Origin of the sequence: Micromonospora sp. URMC 105 (genome assembly GCF_051386295.1) — a bacterium.
Lineage (GTDB): Bacteria > Actinomycetota > Actinomycetes > Mycobacteriales > Micromonosporaceae > Micromonospora.
Window position 1 is genome coordinate 1 of record NZ_JBPQTL010000020.1, and the last position, 16,404, is coordinate 16,404.

Below are 16,404 nucleotides of genomic sequence, written 5' to 3' on the forward strand. Positions count from 1 at the left end.
GTCCTGTCGATCAAGGTATCCGGGCAGCGGGCCACCGTCGTGTGGCTGACCCGCAGCGACGGCAAGGGCATGGCCGAGCTGGACATCAAACGCACGTCGACGTACCAGCTCTCCGGCAAGAGCCTGGTCGAGGTCGGCCACACCGACGCGCCGTACGCGCCCTGACCGCACCGCCGCCGGAGCCGCGCGGAACGGCTCCGGCGGCGGACGGCCGGCGGGTCAGGCGGGTACGGAGTTCCGGCCCGCCGCAGCCGGGGTGGCCACGCCGGCGCGGCGTCGACCGATCAGGCTGTCGAGCGCCCAACTGCCCGGCCCGAGCACGACCACCAGGGCGAACGCCCAGCAGAACAGGGCGGCCAGCTCGCCGCCGTTGTGTATCGGCAACAGCCCGTCCGGCTGATGCACGGTGAAGTAGGCGTACGCCATCGAGCCCGAGGCGAGCAGCGCGGCGGGCCGGGTGAGGAGTCCGACCAGCACCAGCGCGCCGCAGACCACCTGGATCAGCGCCGCCCACCAGCCCGGCCACTGCCCCACGGGCAGGGACTCGCCTGTGCCGCGGGCACCGCCGAGCACGCCGAAGATCGACGACAGGCCGTGGCAGAGGAAGAGCAGGCCGATGACCATGCGGAAGAGGGACAGGGCGGGTCCGTTGAACCGGTCGAGATTCATCTCGCTACCTCCGGGTGAGTGGAACGGGTGCACCCAGAATCAGCCAGGAAATATCCGACTTTATGAATTTTCTGTTAACGAACCCGTCGTCCGCGGGAGTTAGCGCTCAAGTCGTCAGCTCGTGATGTCCTTTCGGGTGAATCGCCAGAAGGCCAGCCCCCAGAAGAGGGTCGCGTAGCTGACCGCCGAGATCGCACCCCGCACCACGTCGTCGGTCTGCACCGGCGTGGAGAGCAGCCCGAGCCAGGCGGTGCTGTAGTGCGTCGGCAGGAAGTCGCGCACCGCACCGAGGGCGGTGATCTGGTCCAGGATGCTGGAGAGGATCCAGAGCAGCACCGCCCCGCCGACCGCGCCGAGCGCGGCGTCGGTGGTCACCGACAGCAGGAACGCCAGCCCGGCCACCACCAGCAGGACGACCGCCAAGTAGCCGAGCACCGCCAGCAGCCGCAGCAACCCGTCGGTCGGCGCCAGTTCCGCAGCGACCTGGCTGCGCAACGGCGCCCAGCCGTACCGGAGGGTGCCGGCGAGCAGGGCGGTGCCGGCGAGCAGCAGCAGGGCCAACGCCGAGTACGCCAGCGCCACCAGCAGCTTCACCGCGAGCAACCGGGACCGGGGCACCGGCACCGCCAGCAGGTAGCGCAGGCTGCCCCAGCTCGCCTCGCTGGCCACGGTGTCCCCGCAGAAGAGCGCGACCACCACGACCAGCAGAAACGACGCCGAGACGAAGATCGAGAAGAGGGTGAAGTTGAGGCCGCCCGAGGTGGCCAGCTCGACCAGGCTGCCGAACTCGTTGCGCCCGTTGTCGTCGTCGTCACCGGAGTCGAACTGGAAGGCGATCAGGATGATCAGCGGCAGCAGCACCATGAAGCCCAGCGCGAGCTGGGTACGCCGCCGCGAGGCCTGCCGGCGGAACTCGGCCGCGAACGGCAGGGTCGCCGACGGCCGGTAGCCCGCGGCCGCGCCGCCCGGGCCGATCCGCCGCCCGGTGTCGGCCGGACCCGCCGTGTCGATGGATGAGTCCGCCATCACCGGTCACCGCTTCCCCGAGAGTTCTCGCCCACCAGGGCGAGGAACGCGTCCTCCAGGCGGCGCCGCGGCACCACCCGGTCCACCCCGATCCCGGCCCGGACCAGCTCCGCGACCACCTCGCTGCGCGCGGTGCCGTTGGTGTCCACCACCAGAGCGCCGTCGTCGTCGGGCAGCACCCGCACCCCCTCCAGCCGGTCGAGGACGACCCGCGCGGCGGCCGGGTCGGTCACGTCGAAGAGGACGCTCGGCGAGTCGCCGACGATCTCCTCGACCGGCCCGGAGGCGACGATCCGACCCTTGTTGACCACCACCGCGTGGGTGCAGGTCTGCTCCACCTCGGCGAGCAGGTGGCTGGAGACCAGCACCGCGCGGCCGTCGGTGGCGTACCGCTGGAGCACCCGGCGCATCTCGGCGATCTGCGGCGGGTCCAGCCCGTCGGTCGGCTCGTCCAGCACCAGCAGCTCGGGCAGGCCGAGCATGGCCTGCGCGATGGCCAGCCGCTGCTTCATGCCGTGGCTGTAGTTCTTGATCCGCCGGTGCACCGAGGCGCCCAGGCCGGCGATCTCCAGGGCCTGCTCGAAGTGCGCGTCCGCCGTCGGCCGGCCGGTGGCCCGCCAGTACGCCTTCAGGTTCTCCAACCCGGACAGGTGCGGCAGGAAACCGGGTCCCTCGACCAGCGCGCCGATCCGCGACAGCACCGGCGAGCCCGGCACCAGCCGGTGCCCGAAGACGTAGATCTCGCCGGCGGTCGGCTGGGTGAGCCCCATCAGCACCCGCAGCGTGGTGGTCTTGCCCGCGCCGTTCGGGCCCAGCAGGCCGACCACCTGACCGGGGTGCACCTCGAAGTCCACGTTGGAGACGGCGACGAAGCCGTCCGCGTACTCCTTGCGGAGCCGGCGCACGGCGAGCGGGACGCCCGCGTACTCCGGGTGCACGGAGCTGTCCTGGCGGCGGTGCCGGCGGCGGACGACGGCGACGACCGCGGCGAGCCCGACCACGATGGCGGCGAGCAGCCCGACCAGCACCCAGCGCCAGACGGTGGCGGTGGTGGGGATCGGCTCGGCGTCCACCGTCGGCAGGCTCACCGGGGCGTCACCGGCCGCCACGGTGTAGACGGCCGGCTCGGCCGGGCCGGCGTACGCCTGGTCGGAGGTGGCGACCACGATCCGCAGCCGGTGCCCGGCCTCGATCCGGCGGACGATCGCCGGCAGCGTGACGGTGACCGGCTGCGCGGCGTCGAGCGTCTTCGGCAGGCCGGTCAGCCGCACCGGGGCGACCAGGCCGTCGGGGAGCGTCGCGGCGCCGTTGGGGTCGACGTCGTAGAGCTTGACGAAGAGCACCGCCTCGCCGGTCGGCGACGCCGCCCGGAGCGCGAAGGTCGGCGATCCGGCGACGTCCACCGCGTCGGGCAGCGGGGCCGACTCGAACCGGGCGTGCTGGCCGGGGATGTCGCCGGCCACCCCGCCGAGCAGCGAGCCGAGCGCGCCGGCGAAGGGCACCGAGGAGATCGCGGCCGGGTTGCCGTTCGGCGGGTTGGCGATCGGCTGGGCCGGGCCGGTGACCGCGACCTCGCGCCGGGCGTCCCCGGCGGTGCCGGGATAGTCGGCGGTGCGGTAGCCGGTGGCTACCAGCCCCCGGTCGAGAGCGTCGAAGCCGGCGATCCGGGAGAAGGTGAAGTCGTCGCCGGGGGCCGCCCCCTCGCCCTTGACGTAGTGGTCGAGCCACTGGGCGGTCAGGAACTTCACCCGGTCGGAGTCGCTGGTCGGCCCGGAGCCGCCGTCGTGACCGCCGGTGAACCAGGCCACCCGCACCGGGGTACCGGTGGCGGCGATGCCGCGCGCGTTGGCGTCCGCCTCGGTCAGCGGGAAGAGGGTGTCCGCCTCGCCCTGCACGAGCAGGGTCGGCGCCTTGATCCGGTCGAGCACGGCGGCCGGGGAGGAGCGGCGCAGCAGGTCCACCGCCGCCTGGTCGGCCCGCCCGGTGGTGGCGATCCGCAGGTACGCGGCACAGACGTCGGCGGCGAACCGGCCGCAGGACGGGTCGGCGGCCGGCGCGGGGCCGGACCTCGGCCCGGTGCCCGGTCCCGCGCCCGGTGCCGGGCTGGCCGGCCCGGCGGAGGCGGGAGCGCCCTGCGGCTGGGCGGCCGAGGTGCCGGAGATCCCGGCGGGCCCGGAGCCGGCGTTGCCGCCGCCGCCGAAGAAGATCCCGGCCCAGCCCCGCTTGAACACGCCGTCGGTGGCCGGCCGGCCGGTGCTCTCCGGGAGGAAGGCCCGGGAGAGGTCGTTCCAGGTGATCATGGGGACGATCGCGTCGACCCGCTGGTCCTGAGCGGCCAGCAGCAGGGCCAGGCCACCGCCGTACGAGCCGCCGACCACGCCCACCCGGGGGTCGCCGGCGGCGTCGGTGCGGACCTCCGGTCGCTGCGCGAGCCGGTCCAGCAGCCGCTGGGCGTCCCGGATCTCGTAGTCGGGGTGGTCCAGGTGGATCTCACCGCCGCTGCGGCCGAAGCCGCGCGCGGTCCAGGTCAGCACGGCGTAGCCCCGGGCGACGAAGTCCTCCGCGTCGGACCGGACGGAGTCCTTCGTACCGCCGAAGCCGTGCGCCAGCAGCACCGCCGGCACCTTGCGGTCGGCCGAGGCGTCGTCGGGCAGCCAGAGCGTGGTGTCCAGCTCGACCGGCTGGTCGCCGGACGGTCCGGACAGGACGGTGACCAGGGCGGACTCGGTACGGAAACCGGGCCGGTCCGGCCGGGCCGCCCAGACGGCGGCGGCAGCCAGCAGCACGACGACCACCGACGCGGCCGCGACCCGGCGCCGACTGGCCAGGACGCGCCGCAGCCGCGCGGCCGACAGCGGTGATCTCATGTGGCCCACGGTACGGCGCGCTACCTGAGCGTTGCCTGGGATCCTCCGTACGTCCGTCCGGTAGGCCCGATCGGCGAACCCGAGTAGATCGACCGCGTCCCGTCCAGCCCATTAGCGGCGGTACGACTTCGGATCACGTGAATTCCGATCTTCATCCCGAAATCGGTTCGGATCCGGCCAGGACGACTCCCCTTGCGGCACTTTCCGTGTTCGATACTTGAACGACATGTGACATCGCTCGTAGTGACGCAAAACTGACTGAACAACGAGGCGTGACCCAGGTCCGGGTCGGTTAGTTTTCCGGTCCGGTGCATGGGACTCCACAGGCGACCCCCGACACCGGACGAGATCCCCCGCCGTCGCCGGAGGAGACAGATCCATGACAGTCCCCGCGCAGCGGGTCCGTCGACGGCCCTCCGCGTCGGGCCGCGTGCTGCCCGTGCTGCTCGTCGTGGCGCTGCTCGCGCCGGTGGGCTTCCTCTTCGCGCAGACCCACCGGCTGACCGGCGACGACCGGGACCTGGCGGTCCGGGAGCGGCTCGGTGTCGAGTACCTGCGCGCGCTCGGCCCGGTGACCGAGGCGCTGGTGGACGCCCAGTCCGCCGCGGTCGCCGGCCAGCCCGCCTCCCGGGACGCGCTGGACCGGGCCGTCCAGAACGCCGCCGGGGTCGACCTGCGCATCGGCGACGAGCTGCGCAGCCACGAGCGGTGGGCCGGGCTGCGCGCCAAGCTGGAGGCGCTGCCGGAGCGGACGCTCGCCGACCCGGAGGCCGCCTTCACCGCGTACGGCGAGGTCACCGACCTGCTGCTGGCCCTGCACCGCAAGGTACGGGAGAGCTCCGGGCTGGTCCGCGATCCGCAGCAGGACTCCTTCTTCCTCCAGGACAGCATCGGCCTGGACCTGCCGACCGCGATGGTCGCCGCCGGCCGGCTTGCCGATTTGACCGCGCTCGGCGCCGCCCGGCCGATGAGCGAACGTGCCCGCACCCAGGGCGAGCTGGCCGAGCTGCGGGTCGGCGCGCTCGCCTCCGCCACCGACCTGGTCGCCGGCCTGCGCCAGGCGGTGGACAGCTCGGAGAGCACCGACCTCGGTCCCAACGTGCTCACCCCGCTGGACACCTACCAGCGCGCGGTCGAGGCGCTCGCCGCCTTCTCCGGGCCGAGCGCCGGATCGCGGACCGGGCTCGCCGACCCCGGCCAGGTGGCCGCCGCCCGGCTCAACGCGCAGTCCGCCGCCAAGCAGCTCCAACCGGTCATCCTGGACCAGCTCGACGCGCTGCTGGCCGAGCGGATCGACTCCTACGACCGGGACCGCCTGCTGGCCGCCGGAGCCGCCGCCGCGTCGGTGCTGCTCGTGCTGATCCTCGCCGGTGTGCTGATCGCCGCGTACCGGGGCGCGCAGCGGCGCGCCGCCGAGGCCCGCCGGGACGACGACGCCGACAGCGGTACGCGGCCCGAGCCGCAGGCCTGGGCACCACGGACGACGGAGCCGGGCAGCCCGGCGCAGGACCACCGGCCGCTGCAGCCGGCCGGCTCGGGCCGCGACGGCGGCTCCGAACGCTGGGGGCCCTTCGATGCTGCTCGGTAGGCTCCGGATCCGGGGCAAGCTCGCCCTGCTGGTGATCGTCCCGCTGCTCAGCATGGTCGGGCTGGCCGTGCCGGTGGCGCTCGACCGGATCGCCGCCGCCCAACGGGCCGGCGAGACCGCGGACACGGTACGGCTGGCCAGCCGGATCGGCAGCCTGGTCCAGGAGCTCCAGCAGGAACGCATCCTGTCGGTGGGGCTGCTGCTCGGCCGGGTGCAGCGCACCGAGCTGATCCAGCGGGCGGCCGCGGTGGACGACCGGGTCGCCGACCTGCGCGCCGAGTACGCCGACCGGCTCTCCGCCGACACCACGGCGGCGCTGGACGGCGTCCACAAGCTCACCGACCTGCGCGCCCTGGTGCTGGCCCGGGCCGCCACCCCGACCCAGGTGATGGAGGTCTACGGCCCGATCGACATGGCCCTGATCGAGTCGCTGAAGCTGCCGTCGCGGGTGGACACCAGCACCGCGGCCGGGCGGCAGGTGCTGGCGCTGGACGGACTGCTCCGGGCCGACGAGGGGCTGGGCGCCTGCGCCACCCTGATCGTGCTGGTGAAGGCGACCAGCGATCCGCGGGTGGCCGCCTCGTACATCGCCTGCATGGCCGCGCTCGACGTGGACAACCTGCGGTTCCGTAGCCTGGCCACGCCCGAGCAGTACAAGCTCGCCCTGCTGGAAGACGCGGCGGTGGCCGCCCGGACCAGCCCGACCTTCCTGGTCGACAGCGTCAAGGACCCGATCGCGGCGATCCGGGACGTGCCGCTGGACGCGCTCTTCCCGTCGGTCCGCTCGATGATCACCCTCGGCCAGTTCGTGGAGAAGAAGATCGTCGCCGACGTCATCGCCGAGACGGCCGCCGAGAAGCGCTGGGCGCTCACCACGGCCTGGCTGGTGGTCGGGTCGGCCGGCCTGGTCCTGCTGACGGTGGTGCTGCTCAGCTTCGCGGTGGCCCGTACGGTGGCCCGGCCGCTGACCCGGCTCACCCGCTCCGCCGACCGGGTCGCCCGGGTGGCCGAGGCCGAGCTGGTGCGCGTCGCCGACGACGAGTCCGAGGCCGGCCCGGCGGTACGCCTCGACCCGGTCGACGTCCGGGCCCGGGACGAGATCGGCGACCTGGCCCGCGCCTTCGAACGGGTGCAGAGCACCGCCGCCCGGCTGGTCGAACGCCAGGTGGCCGGCCGGCGCAACGTGGCGCAGATGTTCGGCCACGTCGGACGGCGTACCCAGAACCTGGTCGGCCGGCAGATCGCGCTGATCGACCGGCTGGAGCGGCAGGAGACCGACCCGGGCCGGCTGGAGCACCTGTACCGGCTGGACCACATCTCCAGCCGGCTGCGCCGCAACGCGGGCAGCCTGGTGGTGCTCTCCGGCGCGACCGGCACCGACGGGCACGTCGCCCCGGTGCCGCTGGCCGACGTGGTGCGGCTGGCGCTGGGCGAGATCGAGGACTACACCCGGGTCGACGTGCAGGTGCCGGCCGAGGTCTCCGCCGCGCCCGCCATCGTCGGTGACCTGGTGCTGGCGTTGGCCGAGCTGATGGAGAACGCCACCGTCTTCTCCCCGCCGCACACCCGGGTGGTGGTCTCCGGCGAGCTGACCGGGACCGGCGCCCGGCTCTGCGTGGTGGACCGGGGCATCGGCATGACCGAGGAGCGGCTGGCCGAGGAGAACGCCCGGCTCACCCGCCGGGAGCGGCTGGACCTGGTCCCCACCGAGGTGCTCGGCCTCTTCGTGGTGGGCCGGCTGGCCCGCCGGCACGGCTGGACGGTGCAGCTCGCCCCGACCGCCGGGGGCGGGGTCACCGCCCGGCTGGACGTGCCGCACCCGCTGCTGGTCGTGCGGCAGGCCGACCGGGCGGGCGCGACCGTGGCGCGGGCCGCCGTACCGGCCCGGGACCGCCGGTCGCCGGCCGCCGCGATCGACCCGGCCCGCTCCGGGCGGGCACTGACCGGGGCGTCGGCCGCGCCAAGCGCGGGCCGGGCCGACAGCCCGGCCGCCGGCTTCGATCCCTCGCTGCTGAGCCGGGCCACCCGCACCATGGAGTCCGGCGAGTCCTGGGACGCGTTCGGCACCGGGGCGGCACCGACCGGCGGCAGCGCGTTCCTGGAGATCCGACCGGCCGGCGAGGACGCCGGGGAGGCCCCGACCACCCCCAGCGGGCTGCCGAGACGGCGCCGGCCCGACGAGTTCGGCGACGCGCCCGCGCCGGCCGCCGGGGGCGTGCCGTTCGCCGGCCGCCCGCCGGCCGCCGCGCCGCACTCGGTGGAGATGCCGCTCGCACCGTCGCTCTTCGCCCCGCCGGCCGACGCGCCGCCCGTGCCCGCCGGTCCGCCGCCGGGGCAGGCGCCGCCCACGCCGTCGCTCTTCGGGCCGCCGGCCGTCCCGCCGGCGGCGGAGGTCCGGCCGCCCGTCCCGGCCGCCCCCGCGCCGTCGCTGTTCCCGCCGGCCGGGCCGCCGTCCTGGCCGCCGGCGCCCGCCGGGACGCCGACCATCCGGCAGCGGGTGCCGGGGGCGACCCTGCCACCGGCCGCGCCGGCGGTCGGCCCGGTGGACGCCTCCGGCGCGGACCCGGAGGCCGCCCGGGCACTGGTCGAGCAGTTCCAGTCCGGGGTACGCCGGGCCGAGCAGTCCCGACCGGCCGGCCCCGCCGCCAGCCCGGACCGTCCCCGGCTGACCCGGCGGGTACCCGGGGCCAACCTGACGGTCGCTCCGCCGCAGCAGGCCCCGGTGAGCCGGCCGCCGCAGGACCCGGCCGAGGTCCGGGAGCTGATCACGGAGTTCGAGGCGGGTGTCGCCCGGGCTCTGCGTGAAGTCAACACCGACCACCGCCACGACGAAGAGGAATCATCACGGTGACCAGCCCGTTCCTGCACGACAACGTCGACCACCCGGCCCACACCGGTCCCGAGCTGAGCCCGGAGGCGCGCACCTTCAACTGGCTGCTGGACTCGTTCACGTCGAGCACGGCCGGGGTCATGGAGGCGATCGCCGTCTCGTCGGACGGGCTGCTGATGGCCATGTCGGCGATCAAGGACCGGTCCAACGCCGAGCGGCTCGCCGCCGTCGTCTCGGGCATGACCAGCCTGGCCGGCGGGGCGGCGAGCTGGTACGCCCTCGGCGGCCTGAACCGGGTGATCGTCGACATGGCCGACGGCTACCTGCTGATCAGCGCGATCAGCAGCGGCTCGGTCCTCGGCGTGGTCGCCGACCGGTCGGCCAACCTGGGCACCGTGGCGTACGAGATGACCCTCTTCGCCGGGCGGGCCGGCAGCGCGCTCAGCCCGAGACTGATCGCCGAGCTGAAGAACGCCGTTCAGCAGTGACCCCGCAGGCCGCCGGCGAGGAACCGGAACCGGACCCGATGGTCCGGATCCGTCCCTACCTGCGGACGCCGACTGCCTCCGGCGCGGGCGGGCCGGCGCCCGAGCCCGATCCGGAGGCCGACCGGCCGGCCGGCCCGCGCCCGTTCGTGCTCACCTCCGGCCGGGTCGCCGGGACCGACCCGGCGATCGGCTTGGAGACCCAGGTGACCGCCCGGCCGGGCGGCGGCTCGTGGGCGGCCACCCCGCCGGCCCGGCTCGCGCCGGAGTTGCAGGCGATCATGGCGCTCTGCGCCGAGCCGATCTCGGTCGCCGAGATCTCCGCCAAGATGCGGATGCACTTCGGCGTGACCCGGGTCCTGGTCGGCGACCTGCGGGCCGCCGGTCACCTCGACGTGCACGTCGGGGACGGCGACGACGCCCTCGACCCCGACATCATCCTGCGAGTGATTGAGGGACTCCGTGCGATCTCCTGAATGGCCGGTCGCCCCGCTGGGCGGGCTCTCCTCGAACAGCGCATCCGCCCGCTACGGCAGCCCGTCGGGCGGGGGCCAGGCACCTCCGCCCGCGCCGCCCGTGGCCGCGCCGCCGCCGTACCGGCCGCCGGGGGCGCCGCAGGCCGGCCCGGGTACGGCGGCCCGGAGCGAGCCGGGTGGCAAGCCGCCGATCCCGGTGAAGATCCTGATCGCCGGGGGCTTCGGTGTCGGCAAGACCACCACGGTCGGCGCGATCTCCGAGATCGCCCCGCTGACCACCGAGGCGTTGATGACCACCGCGGGCATCGGCGTGGACGACCCGGGCACGCGGAGCGCGAAGACCACCACCACGGTGGCGATGGACTTCGGTTGCGTCACCATCGACCGCAGCCTCAAGCTCTACCTGTTCGGCACGCCGGGTCAGGCCCGGTTCGGGTTCATGTGGGAGGACCTGGCCCGGGGCGCGCTCGGCGCGCTGGTGGTGGTGGACAGCGCACGGCTGGACGACTGCTACCCGGCGATCGACTTCTTCGAGCGCGCGGGACTGCCGTTCGTCGTCGGGGTGAACGCCTTCGACGGGCGGCTGGCGCACGACCTCGGGGCGGTCCGGTGGGCGCTGGCGATCGGCGACCACGTGCCGGTGGTGCGCTTCGACGCCCGGGACCGGCTCTCCGTGCGGGACGCCCTGCTGGTCGTCCTCGACCGGGCGCTGGACCGGGCCACCCGGGAGCGGGGGAGCTGAACCTTTCGCCGATAGGAGCCGTACAGCACGAAGAGGGGGGCGTGATGAGAGGTGGTCTGGACGAGACGCTGGCCCGGATGGCCCGCCGGGAGGAGGCGCTGCGGCGCCGGGCGGGCGAGGAGGCCGGGGCGTCGAGCGTCGCCTTCGAGGCGACGGGCCACGCCGGATGGTCGGACGAACCGGGGTGGGACGGGGCCGGCCGGCCCGAGGTGAGCCCGCCCCAGGCAGGGCCGGTCGCCGACGGGCGCGATCCGGTGGAGGAGGTGGCCGAGGCGGTCCGCCAGGTGGTGGCCGCGTATCCCGGGCTGTCGGTGGTGCTCCGGGTGGAGCACGAGGGCCGGACGTACCCGCTGCGGGTCGACTGGGGCGACACCGCGGTGGCGGTCGGCGCGGAGGACACCACCACGCCCCCGCCGGCCTGGCCGCGGCCGGTCAACACCGGGCCGGTGTGGCCGACGGGCCGGGACTCGGCGGGTACGGACCCGGCCGCCCGGCTGGCGGAGATGATCCGCCGGGACCCGTCGCTGCTGGCCGACGACCGGTGACCGGGACGGCCCGGCGGGTCGGGCCGGAGGTCGCTACTGTCGGGCGATGGCCGAACCGGACCTGACCCTCACCGCGAGCCTGCGGCCCGCCGCGCTGGACGCCCGACGGGGCGTCGTACGGCTGCACCCGGAGGTGCTGACCGCGCTGGCGCTGCGTCCGGGCGACCCGGTGCGGCTGGTCGGCCGGCGGGTGACCGCCGGCATCGTGGCACCCGCCGAGCCGACCGCGAGCGCCGCCCTGCTCTACGCCGACGACCTGGTGCTGGGCAATCTGGGGCTGCGCGACGGAGCGCGGGTGACGATCGGCCCGGCGCCGGTGCTGCCCGCCCGCCGGGTGACGCTGAGCGGCCCGGTGCCGGTGGTGGCCGCCGTGTCGCCGGAGATGCTGCGGCTGGCCCTGCTCGGCAAGATGGTCACCCCCGGCGACGACGTCTCCCTGCTGCCGCAGGACGTGCTGCCGGACGCCTCGGTGCGCAGCCTGGTCGAGGCAGCGCGGCGCAGCCTCGCCAACACCGTCGGGTACGCCTGGACGAGCACCCTGCTTTCCGTCGTCGACGCCGAGCCGGACGCGGGTGCGCTGGTCACCATGGACACCGTGGTCGGCTGGGAGCACGGCCCAGCGACCCACGGCTCGCCGGGACCGGCCCGCCCCACGACGAACCGCCTCGCGCCCGGTTCCGGCCCGGGCACCGGGGCCGCAGCGAACGGGGCCACCGGCGCGGGCGGGGCCGGCACCGACCAGGACCCGGCCGGGGCGTTGCGCACCGGTGCCGGGCCGGGCGGAAGCGGACCGGAGGCGGCGGACGAGGTGCCACACGTCGACGAGCTGCCCGGGCTGCGTACCCAGGCCGAGGAGCTGACGGAGCTGCTCGACCTCGGCTTCCACCACCGCGAGGTGCTGGGCCGGCTCGGCACCACGGTCTCACTCGGCGTGCTGCTCAGCGGGCCCGCCGGCTCGGGCAAGTCGGCGCTGGTCCGGGCGGTCGCTGCCGCCGTCGGCGCGTGGGTGCGCCCGCTCTGGGCGCCCGAGCTGGCCGCGCTCAGCAACGACGCGGCGGCCCGGCGGCTGCGCGAGGCCGCCACCGAGGTACGCGCCGGCGGACCGGCCGTGCTGCTGGTCACCGACGTGGAGGCGCTGGCCCCGGCCGACGAACCCGGCCCGCTGGCCACCGTGTTCCGCCAGGTGCTCGCCGAGACCGTCCGTGCCGGGGCGGCGGTGGTCTGCACCACCTCCCGCCCGGAGGCGGTCGACCCGGCGCTGCGCGCCCCGGACCTGCTCTCCCTGCGGATCACCGTGCCGCTGCCCGATCCGGCGCTGCGCCGCGAGCAGCTCACCGTGCTCACCCGGCAGGTGCCGCTGGCCGAGGACGTCCGGCTGGACGAGGTGGCCGGCCGTACCCCCGGTTTCGTCGCCGCCGACCTGGCCGCGCTGGTTCGCGAGGCCGGGGTGCGCGCGGCGCTGCGGCAGAAGGCCGCCGAGCGGCCGACGGTGGCGATGGCCGACTTCACCGCCGCGCTGGAGGTGGTCCGGCCGACCACGATGGCCGCGTCCACCCTGGAGCTGGCCTCGGTGACCCTGGAGGACGTCGGCGACCTGGCCGAGGTGAAGCAGACCCTCACCGAGTCGGTGCTCTGGCCGCTGACCTACCCGGACACCTTCGCCCGGCTGGGCGTGCAACCGCCCCGGGGGGTGCTGCTCTACGGCCCGCCCGGGTGCGGCAAGACCTACCTGGTGACCGCGCTGGCCGGCTCGGGGCGGGCGAACGTGCTGTCGGTGAAGGGCGCGGAGCTGCTCTCCAAGTGGGTCGGGGAGAGCGAACGGGCCGTCCGGGAGCTGTTCCGCCGGGCCCGCGAGGCCGCGCCCACGCTGATCTTCCTGGACGAGGTGGACGCGCTGGCCCCGGTGCGCGGCCAGGCCAGCGACGGGGGTACGACCGACCGGGTGGTCGCCGCGCTGCTCACCGAGCTGGACGGGGTGGAGGCGCTGCGCAACGTGGTGGTGGTCGGCGCGACCAACCGCCCGGACCTGGTCGACCCTGCGCTGCTGCGCCCCGGCCGGCTGGAACGGCTGGTCTACGTGCCGCCACCGGACGGCCCCGCCCGGGCGGAGATCCTGCGCGCCTCGTCCCGGACCGTGCCGCTGGCGCCGGACGTGGACCTCGCCGCGCTGGGCGGGGAGCTGGACGGTTTCTCGGCGGCGGACTGCGCGGCGCTGATCCGGGAGGCCGCGCTGGCCGCGATGCGCGAGTCGCTGACCGCGTCCACGGTCACCGCCGCGCACGTGGCCACCGCCCGGCGGCGGGTCCGCCCGTCCCTGGACCCGGCGCAGGTCGCCTGGCTGGCCGCGTACGCGGAGAAGCAGGGGGCACGCTGATCAGTCGATCGCCATTGCGAAGCGCCCGCTCTCAGGGAGTAGCGGGCGCTTTGCTTTGCCTGGTCTGATCAGCCCCGGTCGGTCACCCGGCTCACGAAGGCCCGCCACGCTGCCGGCGCGAAGACGAGCGCCGGGCCAGCCGGGTCCTTGGAGTCTCGTACGCCGACGACGCCGGTCAGGTTGTCGGCGACCTCTACGCAGTCGCCGCCGTTCGAGCTGCTGCGTGTGCTCTTGCGCCACTGCGCGCCGGTCAGGTCAGCCATGATCGCGCCTCTAAGAAGTCGATGGTCTGGCGACGTGGAAGTGCCACCGACCGCAGCGTATCCCAGATGGCCCACAGTGCGGCGGTGTCGTTGGTCAGGCGTCCGGCGGCCCGCCGAAGAAGTCGCCGGGTTGGACACCGGGGTGCGCCCCGCCGACCTTGCCGAGCGCTTCACAAGGTGGGCCCACCCTCGCGGCTGACTCCCTAACCCGCGCTCCGTCGGTGCGGCAGACACCCCGGGAAGCGTGATACCTCAGAGTCATATTGATACCTCTGAGGTATCGCGCTCGTGGCGGAGTGCGGGTCCGCTGCCCCCGCCATAGCCGCGCCGTGCCGCGGGTGGGCCACGTACGCAGCGGTCGTCGGCTTCCTCCTCCCGCCGGACCGCGGCCCCCGACGAGCGGCGGAGACAGCGCGCGGCCTCAGTCGGTGGGGAGCAGCGGGCCGAGCGGGCCCAGGTCGAGGTTCAGATCCTCGGGGGCGAGACCGAAGTACTCGCGCAGCTCGGTCATCTGCTCCTCCAACGCCATCAGCGTGGCGCCCACCCGTTCGATCTGCTCCTCGGTGAGGTCGCCGAGGTCGACCCGGCGCAGCGCCTGCCGTTCCATCAGCTGCCGCAGCAGCTCGATCACGGTGAGCACGAGGCTGGCCAGGCCCCGCTCGACGGAGTCCCGGTCGACGGCGAGCCGCCGGTCCAGCGGCGTCACCCGGGGTGCCTGCCAGCTCGGCTCGCCAAGGGCCGCGGCCAGCTCGGCCGCCTCGTCCCGGCGCGGCCCCGGCCCGGTCACCACGCGGAATCCCCGGGTGGCACCGCGGGATCGGGCAGCTCGGGTGGGGTGAGCGCGCCGACCGACGCGACCAGGGCGCGCAGCGAGATGCGGACCAGGTCGATGTCGGCGATGGCCAGGGTGATGTCGCCGGAGATCACCACGCCGGTGGCGAGCACCCGGTCGAGCAGGTCGACCAGCGCCACCGGGCGGTAGGCCAACGGGTCGTCGGCGCTGCTGGGGGCGAGCGAGGTGGTCACCACGCCGCCTCCCGGACGGTGTGCGCGGGCTGCTCCGGACCGTCCGCGACGAAGGAGTACGGCGGCCACGGGCCGGTCAGCTCCAGCCGGATCTCCGGGTGCCGGTCGGCCAGCTCCCGCACCAGCCCGGCGAAACCGTCCACCCCGGTGCCCTGGACCAGGTACGCGCCGTTGAGCACCATCGCCGTCGCGGCGCCGGAGAGCCGCCGGTCCTGCGGGGCGTGCCGACGCGCGGCGACGGCGTACCCGGCGAGGGCGGCGTGCACGGCCGCGGCGGCCTCGCCGGCGATCCGCTGCCCCTCGTCCCGGGCGGTCAGCTGGGCCCGGCGCCGCCGCAGGTACGCCGCACCCGCCCCGCCCGCGCCGGTGGTCGTCTCGGTGCGGGGCAGGGCGCCCGGCACCACGTACCCCTTGACGCCCCACTCGCCGCGGCCGGTCAGCCGGTCCAGCGCGGCGGTCAGCTCGGCCTGCCGCTCGGCGAGCATGGCGGCGACCCGGGTCTCGTCGTGGTGCACGATGGCCAGCCGGGCCGGCACCACCGCACCGGCCCGGCTGAGCGCGTCCACCACCGCGTGGTGCGCCCGCGCGGCCCGCTCCAGCCAGGCCAGGTCCTCCAGGTTGCGGCGCAGCGCCTCCTCGCCGTACTCGGTCAGCGGCGCGGCACTGACCACCGCCGCCAGGCCGGCGGCCCGGACGGCCCGCACCGGCGCACCGTCCATGCCGGGGACCGTGGCCAGCGCGGCCGGGTCCACGTCGCGGACCACGCCGTGCAGCCAGGCGCCGACCGACACCGCCGGATCAAGTGCCGTACTCATTCCACCCCTCCCGTACGGCTGCTCGGCGGGCCACCCGGGGGCGGCGTTCCGCCTCGACCTGCTCCGGGTCGCGGGGACCCGGCTCGACCGGCGGGCGGGCCTTCGAGCTGAGCCACGGATCGTGCTCCCACCAGTCGATGCCGATCTGCCGTGCGGTGTCGACCGAGGCGATGACCAGCCGCAGCTTCAACGTGAGCAGCTCGATGTCGAGCAGGCTGACCCGGATGTCGCCGGCGATCACGATGCCCCGGTCGAGCACCCGCTCGAGGATGTCGCCGAGGTTGGCCGGCTCGTGCCCGGCACCCATCACCTGGCCCGTGTTCTGCACCACCGCTGGCCGCGGACTGGTCATCTCAACCCCCGTCGCCCTTTCCCCGCTGGTAGCGGCGGGTCCGCCGGTAGCCCAGCAGGTCACCCGCCATGTCGAGTTCGACCTCGTAGAGGCCGAGCAGGTCGGTGGAGGCGGGGATGCGGTGGTCCTCCACCACCTCCACCCCCACCAGCCAGCCGTCGTCGGTGGCCTGGATCGAGGTGATCCCGAGCGGGTCCTTGCCGGTCAGTCCGACGACCTGGCGCAGCCCCTCGCGGGCCGCCTCGGCGGCCGAGACCGGCTCGTAGTCCTCGTCGTCGTACCGGTCCTCCGGCTCGTGCCGGCGCTCGCGGTCGCCGTCGCCCCGTAGGCGTCCTGAGGTCATCCG

The 16,404-nt window shown here is 75.1% G+C and carries 16 protein-coding genes and 1 pseudogene; 7 read left to right on the forward strand and 10 right to left on the reverse strand.

What is annotated here, in order from left to right; all coding sequences use genetic code 11:
* Positions 1-219: 219 nt before the first annotated feature.
* The 3 genes from ACSNN7_RS09490 to ACSNN7_RS09500 form a co-directional block, all read right to left on the reverse strand.
* Positions 220-669, reverse strand: coding sequence for a DoxX family protein (locus ACSNN7_RS09490; RefSeq protein WP_436680305.1), 450 nt, complete (start codon positions 667-669; stop codon positions 220-222).
* Between the two features lie 114 nt (positions 670-783).
* Positions 784-1,695, reverse strand: coding sequence for an ABC transporter permease (locus ACSNN7_RS09495; RefSeq protein ID WP_436680306.1), 912 nt, complete (start codon positions 1,693-1,695; stop codon positions 784-786).
* A complete protein-coding gene (locus tag ACSNN7_RS09500) occupies positions 1,695-4,562 on the reverse strand; it encodes an alpha/beta fold hydrolase (RefSeq protein ID WP_436680307.1) in 2,868 nt (955 codons plus the stop codon). The genes ACSNN7_RS09495 and ACSNN7_RS09500 overlap by 1 nt, the downstream gene beginning before the upstream one ends.
* Positions 4,563-4,941: 379 nt before the next feature.
* On the opposite strand from ACSNN7_RS09500, the gene ACSNN7_RS09505 reads away from it, so the two are divergent.
* The 7 genes from ACSNN7_RS09505 to ACSNN7_RS09535 are packed head-to-tail and all read left to right on the forward strand — an operon-like array spanning position 4,942 to position 13,602.
* Complete coding sequence (locus ACSNN7_RS09505) at positions 4,942-6,150, forward strand: hypothetical protein (protein WP_436680308.1); 1,209 nt, start codon at positions 4,942-4,944, stop codon at positions 6,148-6,150.
* On the forward strand, positions 6,137-9,001 hold the full coding sequence (locus ACSNN7_RS09510; RefSeq protein ID WP_436680309.1) for a nitrate- and nitrite sensing domain-containing protein: 2,865 nt from the start codon (positions 6,137-6,139) through the stop codon (positions 8,999-9,001). Before ACSNN7_RS09505 ends, ACSNN7_RS09510 begins: the two co-directional genes overlap by 14 nt.
* Positions 8,998-9,468 carry a roadblock/LC7 domain-containing protein gene (locus ACSNN7_RS09515; RefSeq protein ID WP_436680310.1) on the forward strand — a complete coding sequence of 157 codons (471 nt, stop codon included), beginning with the start codon at positions 8,998-9,000 and terminating at the stop codon, positions 9,466-9,468. Before ACSNN7_RS09510 ends, ACSNN7_RS09515 begins: the two co-directional genes overlap by 4 nt.
* Positions 9,465-9,941 carry a DUF742 domain-containing protein gene (locus tag ACSNN7_RS09520; RefSeq protein WP_436680311.1) on the forward strand — a complete coding sequence of 159 codons (477 nt, stop codon included), beginning with the start codon at positions 9,465-9,467 and terminating at the stop codon, positions 9,939-9,941. The genes ACSNN7_RS09515 and ACSNN7_RS09520 overlap by 4 nt, the downstream gene beginning before the upstream one ends.
* Positions 9,928-10,683 carry a GTP-binding protein gene (locus ACSNN7_RS09525; protein ID WP_436680312.1) on the forward strand — a complete coding sequence of 252 codons (756 nt, stop codon included), beginning with the start codon at positions 9,928-9,930 and terminating at the stop codon, positions 10,681-10,683. The genes ACSNN7_RS09520 and ACSNN7_RS09525 overlap by 14 nt, the downstream gene beginning before the upstream one ends.
* A 44-nt stretch (positions 10,684-10,727) precedes the next feature.
* Positions 10,728-11,228, forward strand: a complete 501-nt coding sequence (locus ACSNN7_RS09530) for a hypothetical protein (RefSeq protein ID WP_436680313.1) — start codon at positions 10,728-10,730, stop codon at positions 11,226-11,228.
* 46 nt (positions 11,229-11,274) lie between these two features.
* Positions 11,275-13,602, forward strand: a complete 2,328-nt coding sequence (locus ACSNN7_RS09535; protein WP_436680314.1) for an AAA family ATPase — start codon at positions 11,275-11,277, stop codon at positions 13,600-13,602.
* 68 nt (positions 13,603-13,670) lie between these two features.
* Here the strand turns inward: ACSNN7_RS09535 and ACSNN7_RS09540 are convergent, their stop codons facing one another.
* The 7 genes and pseudogenes from ACSNN7_RS09540 to ACSNN7_RS09570 form a co-directional block, all read right to left on the reverse strand.
* Complete coding sequence (locus ACSNN7_RS09540; protein ID WP_436680315.1) at positions 13,671-13,865, reverse strand: DUF397 domain-containing protein; 195 nt, start codon at positions 13,863-13,865, stop codon at positions 13,671-13,673.
* A pseudogene (locus ACSNN7_RS09545) lies at positions 13,853-13,978 on the reverse strand (XRE family transcriptional regulator); the annotation flags it as partial. The pseudogene ACSNN7_RS09545 and the gene ACSNN7_RS09540, both read right to left, overlap by 13 nt.
* A gap of 308 nt (positions 13,979-14,286) precedes the next feature.
* Positions 14,287-14,655 carry a gas vesicle protein K gene (locus ACSNN7_RS09550; protein WP_436680316.1) on the reverse strand — a complete coding sequence of 123 codons (369 nt, stop codon included), beginning with the start codon at positions 14,653-14,655 and terminating at the stop codon, positions 14,287-14,289.
* A complete protein-coding gene (locus tag ACSNN7_RS09555) occupies positions 14,649-14,894 on the reverse strand; it encodes a gas vesicle protein (RefSeq protein ID WP_436680317.1) in 246 nt (81 codons plus the stop codon). The genes ACSNN7_RS09550 and ACSNN7_RS09555 overlap by 7 nt, the downstream gene beginning before the upstream one ends.
* Positions 14,888-15,706 (reverse strand): GvpL/GvpF family gas vesicle protein, encoded by an 819-nt coding sequence (locus ACSNN7_RS09560; protein ID WP_436680318.1) that lies wholly within the window; start codon positions 15,704-15,706, stop codon positions 14,888-14,890. The genes ACSNN7_RS09555 and ACSNN7_RS09560 overlap by 7 nt, the downstream gene beginning before the upstream one ends.
* Positions 15,690-16,058, reverse strand: a complete 369-nt coding sequence (gene gvpJ, locus ACSNN7_RS09565) for a gas vesicle protein GvpJ (RefSeq protein WP_436680319.1) — start codon at positions 16,056-16,058, stop codon at positions 15,690-15,692. The genes ACSNN7_RS09560 and gvpJ overlap by 17 nt, the downstream gene beginning before the upstream one ends.
* A 1-nt stretch (position 16,059) precedes the next feature.
* Positions 16,060-16,401 (reverse strand): gas vesicle protein, encoded by a 342-nt coding sequence (locus tag ACSNN7_RS09570; protein WP_436680320.1) that lies wholly within the window; start codon positions 16,399-16,401, stop codon positions 16,060-16,062.
* Positions 16,402-16,404 lie beyond the last annotated feature (3 nt).

What these genes read in the sequence shown, in the direction of transcription:
- ACSNN7_RS09535 (WP_436680314.1), top strand. Translation starts at nt 11,275, where the DNA reads ATGGCCGAACCGGACCTGACCCTCACCGCGAGCCTGCGGCCCGCCGCG.
- gvpJ (WP_436680319.1), bottom strand. Translation starts at nt 16,058, where the DNA reads ATGACCAGTCCGCGGCCAGCGGTGGTGCAGAACACGGGCCAGGTGATG.
- ACSNN7_RS09530 (WP_436680313.1), top strand. Translation starts at nt 10,728, where the DNA reads ATGAGAGGTGGTCTGGACGAGACGCTGGCCCGGATGGCCCGCCGGGAG.
- ACSNN7_RS09490 (WP_436680305.1), bottom strand. Translation starts at nt 669, where the DNA reads ATGAATCTCGACCGGTTCAACGGACCCGCCCTGTCCCTCTTCCGCATG.
- ACSNN7_RS09500 (WP_436680307.1), bottom strand. Translation starts at nt 4,562, where the DNA reads ATGAGATCACCGCTGTCGGCCGCGCGGCTGCGGCGCGTCCTGGCCAGT.
- ACSNN7_RS09505 (WP_436680308.1), top strand. Translation starts at nt 4,942, where the DNA reads ATGACAGTCCCCGCGCAGCGGGTCCGTCGACGGCCCTCCGCGTCGGGC.
- ACSNN7_RS09560 (WP_436680318.1), bottom strand. Translation starts at nt 15,706, where the DNA reads ATGAGTACGGCACTTGATCCGGCGGTGTCGGTCGGCGCCTGGCTGCAC.
- ACSNN7_RS09510 (WP_436680309.1), top strand. Translation starts at nt 6,137, where the DNA reads ATGCTGCTCGGTAGGCTCCGGATCCGGGGCAAGCTCGCCCTGCTGGTG.
- ACSNN7_RS09570 (WP_436680320.1), bottom strand. Translation starts at nt 16,401, where the DNA reads ATGACCTCAGGACGCCTACGGGGCGACGGCGACCGCGAGCGCCGGCAC.
- ACSNN7_RS09495 (WP_436680306.1), bottom strand. Translation starts at nt 1,695, where the DNA reads ATGGCGGACTCATCCATCGACACGGCGGGTCCGGCCGACACCGGGCGG.
- ACSNN7_RS09540 (WP_436680315.1), bottom strand. Translation starts at nt 13,865, where the DNA reads ATGGCTGACCTGACCGGCGCGCAGTGGCGCAAGAGCACACGCAGCAGC.